Genomic DNA, 4,549 nt, shown 5'->3' on the forward strand with positions numbered 1-4,549 from the left:
TCAGGCTGACGAGACCCCGCCCCCCGGCTATGAGCCGCTGCTGCGCCAGATCATGCACAGGGGCGTGCTCCTGGAACCCTTGCCCGACCTGGAAACCATTGCCCGTACCAGTCGTGCCTCGGTGCTGCGCTTACCGAAGGGGGTACGGCAACTGCGTCAGCCGGATCCCTGGCCGATGGCCCTGACTGCAGCTTTGCAACGGGTAAAAGACCACACCCTCGGTCAGGAATCTGCCTGAGGAAAGGGAGTTCTGCTGCATTATAATGTCTTAGCTTTCAAGTCTCTGCTTCGAGATCTGAGTTTTGCTATTGGACTTGAGCCACTTCGCTGCTTAGACTTTTCCCGCTCTTTGCCCCCAACTCTATGACCCAACGTGCCTTAATTACCGGCATCACCGGACAGGATGGCTCTTATCTGGCCGAGCTGTTGTTGCAAAAAGGCTACGAAGTCCACGGCATCATCCGCCGCGCCAGCACCTTCAATACTGACCGCATTGACCACCTCTACGTGGATGCCCACGACCCCAGCGCCAAGCTGTTTCTCCACTATGGGGATCTCACCGATGGCACCACTCTGCGCAGGATTTTGGAACAGGTGCAGCCGACGGAGGTGTACAACCTAGGGGCCCAATCCCACGTGCGGGTAAGTTTCGATAACCCGGAATACACCGTCGATGCAGTAGCCATGGGCACCCTGCGCCTCCTGGAGGCCATCCGCGACTACCAACAACGCACGGGGATCCGGGTGAAGTTTTACCAGGCGGGATCCTCGGAAATGTTTGGGCTGGTGCAGGAGATCCCGCAAAAGGAGACCACCCCCTTCTACCCCCGCAGCCCCTACGCCTGCGCCAAGGTGTACGCCTACTGGCAAACAGTCAACTACCGCGAAGCCTACAACCTCTTTGCCTGCAACGGCATTTTGTTTAACCACGAAAGCCCACGGCGGGGAGAAACCTTCGTTACCCGCAAGATTACCCGCGCCGTCAGCCGTATTGTGGCCGGCAAGCAGGACAAGCTTTATCTAGGTAATCTGGATGCCAAGCGGGACTGGGGCTATGCGAAGGACTACGTCGAGGGGATGTGGATGATGCTGCAGCAGCCCCAGCCGGACGACTACGTGCTGGCTACTGGCGAAACCCACAGCGTGCGGGAGTTTGCCGAACGCGCTTTTGCTTTGGTGGGCATGCCCATTACCTGGCGGGGATCCGGCCTGGAAGAACAGGGGCTCTACAAAGATCGCGTGCTGATCGAGATCGATCCCCGCTACTACCGCCCAACGGAAGTGGAGCTGCTGTTAGGGGACGCCTCCAAGGCCAAGCGGGTGCTGGGGTGGCAGCCCAAGGTGACCTTTCCCCAATTGGTGGAGCTGATGGTGCTAGCCGACCTGGAAGCCATTGGCTTGGATCCGGATCCCATCTTGGGGGAACGGCGTACCCTCAACGGCCTACTCAGCGAGGATCGCGCCTTCATCCGCACCCAACTGGGGGTTCGCTGCAACTAATGGTACCGGCTGGATCCCCCAAGTCAACCCAAAAAACAGCTCTCACCCCTTGCTTAAAGGAGGGGCTAAGACCTTAATATAGGAGATCGCCAATTCTTTTAGCGTACGGCCAGCGCTTTTGCCTGTGCTCTTCTGCTGAGTATCTTTGCCGATTTCGGAGAAACGCCCGCATGTCCCGCTACACAGGTCCCCGCCTAAAGATCATTCGTCGCTTCGGGGGACTTGATCTGCCCGGTCTGACTCGCAAGCGCCCCAAAAATACCAATCCACCCGGTATGCACGGGGCAGAGCGCAAGAAAAAATCCGAGTATGCTATCCGCCTAGAAGAGAAGCAGAAGGTTCGCCTCAACTACGGGGTGAGCGAGCGCCAGATGCTCCGCTACATGCGCAAGGCGCGGCGCTCCAAGGGATCCACCGGGCTAGCCCTGCTGCAGATGCTGGAGATGCGGCTGGATTGCATTGTCTTTCGCCTCGGCATGGCTCCAACCATTCCGGCAGCCCGGCAGTTGGTGAGCCACGGCCACATCGAAGTCAACGGCCGCAAAGTCACCATCCCCAGCTATGGCTGCAAAGTTGGGGATGTAATCACGGTAAGGAACAAGGAGTCTTCTCGCAAATTGGTGGCCACCTACGCCGAGTATCCGGGACTGTTCCTGCCCGATTACCTGGAGTTTGACAAAGAGAAGCTGCGCGGACGTATCAAAGAACTGCCTCCCCGCGAGCAAATCTGCGCGCCAGTGAACGAGCTGCTGGTCGTCGAGTTCTATTCTCGTAAACTCTGAGGATCCCTTTTGCCGCCATTGCGGATCGTGGGGAAACTTCAGGAGCTAAGCCCGGAGAGGGCGATTTTTCTCAGAGAAAGAGTCAGTACTTGGGGTGTGCTGAGTATATTAGGCGCTATCCCTCCCCACCCAGGTGGGGTATCCCGCACATTCAGAGGAAACGTTTCTCCACGTCATTATTACGACGCAACACTGTTGCCAACGCGCCGCTCTAGCTCCCCTCTCCCAGAGGGAGAGGGGTTGGGGTGAGGAAGAAAGAACCGAGCAGAGATCAAAGCCTGCCGATGGCCCGCTGCAGTTGCACCAAGGCGCGGTTGTAGGCGATTACAGCATTGGAGAGGTTACCACGGGCAGTGGTAAGGGCAGCTTCGGCGTTGATCACCTCTGTTTGCGTGCCCACCCCCGCTTGCAGGCGCAGCCGGGCCAAGCGTAGACTCTCCTCTGCCGAGGCAATCGCCACTTTGGCCGAGTCGATCTGCTCGCGGCTGGAGCTGAGAGTGAGGAAAGCTTCTTCCACAGTGCGCTGGATTTCATTGCGGGTGCCGACGAAATTGCTCGCGGACACCTGCCCATCGATCTCAGCTTGGCGAGCCTGGGCAGACGCCTTTCCCCCATCAAACCAAGTCAAGGTGAAGTTGGCCCCGACCGAATAGCCGACATCGAAGCTGTCGCGGCTGGCGTCGAAATCGTTAACGGCATCGAGAGTGGCGAACAAACCAATCTGAGGACCGTTGCTGGCTTGTGCCAGGCGCACCCGAGCTTGGGCTTGTTCCAACTCTCGGCGTTGGCGCTCCAGCTCTTGTCTTTGGGCAAAAGCGGCAACAATAGTCTCTTCCAGGCTTAGATCCCACTCTCCCACCGGCTCGATGGGATCCCTGGCCAGCACATCGGTGGGGCTGGGAAAGTTCAGCAGTTCGGCCAGACGGCGGCGGCTCAGTTGTTGGGTGTTTTGGGCCACCAGTAGGGTTTGTCGATTGTTGGCCAACTCCGTCTCCGCCTGGAGAACCTCGAAGCGGGTACCTACCCCAGCCCGCTCTCGGGCTTGCGCATCCCGCAGGGTGGCTTCAGAACTGGCGACGGCAGCCTGGCTAATGGCCACTCGGGCATCGGCGCTCTGCAGATCATAGTAGGCGTTGGCCACAGCTTGTCTTACCGTCTGCAGGGTTTGCTCCAGTTGCAGTTGGGCGACGCGCAGAGCTTCTTGGGCCAGTCTCAGGTTTTGTTCCCTGATCCCGTTGTCAAAAGCGGTGTAGTCTAGCCGCACCACGCTAGCGGAGAGAGTGTGCGATTGGCGGCTGGGAGTGCCGCCGGGGGCAGGGGGTTCGCTGTACTGGTAGTTGGCACGGCTGGAAAGGGTGGGAGCAAAAGCTGCCTGCGCCAGGGCTACACCTGCTTTAGCCCGTTCTACAGCCAGCCTTGCCTGCTGCACCGCCGGGTTTTGGGCGACGGCGATCTCCAGGGCTTCTTGTAAAGACAAGCCCTCCGTCCGCTCGATGCGCACCTCCAAAGGGGATTGAGGCACCACCAGGTCTTCAGCCCTAGAAGCCCCCTGCAAGACCGGGGTAGGAGTGGCAGGGCGGGCCTCGGGCGGGAGCGATAGGGTGGGAGGCAGGTTGGGGGTGCGGATTGCCCGGCTATCTGGGAGGATCGAGGCAGCAGGGTCAGGCACTTCCCTTTCTTGGGCAAGGGCAGGTACAGCCCAGAGCAGGCTGAACAGGAGACCACAGGGGGCAAACCGGGTAAGGGACAGCCGGGATCCCGCTGAGCTTGGCTGCCGTTGAGGACGTCGAAGCCGGCCCCTAGCTAGATTCTGCATCGCCATCGTGTTGTCACTCTCAACATCACCTCTAGCAGTATCGCAAAGTAAACTGCCCACACTCATGCTGACACAGCAGAGTAGCCGGGTAGCCCCGTATTAAGCACTCCGCGCCGCTAGCGCGAGTAGTGCGGGGCGGAAAAGCCTTCGGGCGACTGGAGTCGCTCGCCAATGTTATGTTGTAATCTTAAGTCAGCACCTACCCCGGTGAAAAACCCGGACAGTGCCGAAAGCCAGTAAGTAAGCGGAACCTTGAGGCTTTGTCTCTAGGAACTGTCTAGGGACGTCTTGGCAGCGCCTTTACGAGTTCGTTGTTGAACTGCTTAAGAATCCCCTGCCTTTAGGCGCTGGGAGTGTCAATGTCCAAGTTGGTTGGGTACGTTGATCTGGTTAAGTCGTTAAGCCAGGGATCCCATTGTCCCAAAGTGGCTTGCCAGCGCCACCAGGGTGG

At 58.9% G+C, this 4,549-nt stretch carries 3 protein-coding genes and 1 pseudogene; 3 read left to right on the forward strand and 1 reads right to left on the reverse strand.

Features of this window, described 5'->3' with window-relative positions:
• From NW835_RS03730 to rpsD, 3 genes and pseudogenes are all read left to right on the forward strand, one after another.
• Nucleotides 1–238: pseudogene (locus NW835_RS03730) on the forward strand (nicotinate phosphoribosyltransferase); the annotation flags it as partial.
• 125 nt (nt 239–363) lie between these two features.
• Complete coding sequence (gene gmd, locus NW835_RS03735; protein WP_414364277.1) at nt 364–1,500, forward strand: GDP-mannose 4,6-dehydratase; 1,137 nt, start codon at nt 364–366, stop codon at nt 1,498–1,500.
• Between the two features lie 170 nt (nt 1,501–1,670).
• On the forward strand, nt 1,671–2,282 hold the full coding sequence (gene rpsD, locus NW835_RS03740) for a 30S ribosomal protein S4 (protein ID WP_414372052.1): 612 nt from the start codon (nt 1,671–1,673) through the stop codon (nt 2,280–2,282).
• 271 nt (nt 2,283–2,553) lie between these two features.
• Here the strand turns inward: rpsD and NW835_RS03745 are convergent, their stop codons facing one another.
• A complete protein-coding gene (locus NW835_RS03745; protein WP_414376620.1) occupies nt 2,554–3,951 on the reverse strand; it encodes a TolC family protein in 1,398 nt (465 codons plus the stop codon).
• Between the last annotated feature and the right edge of the window lie 598 nt (nt 3,952–4,549).

It is taken from the genome of Synechococcus sp. OH2, assembly GCF_047462155.1.
Lineage (GTDB): Bacteria > Cyanobacteriota > Cyanobacteriia > Thermostichales > Thermostichaceae > Thermostichus.

Coding starts and splice junctions, on each gene's coding strand:
- gmd (WP_414364277.1), top strand. CDS start 364: ATGACCCAACGTGCCTTAATTACCGGCATCACCGGACAGGATGGCTCT.
- rpsD (WP_414372052.1), top strand. CDS start 1,671: ATGTCCCGCTACACAGGTCCCCGCCTAAAGATCATTCGTCGCTTCGGG.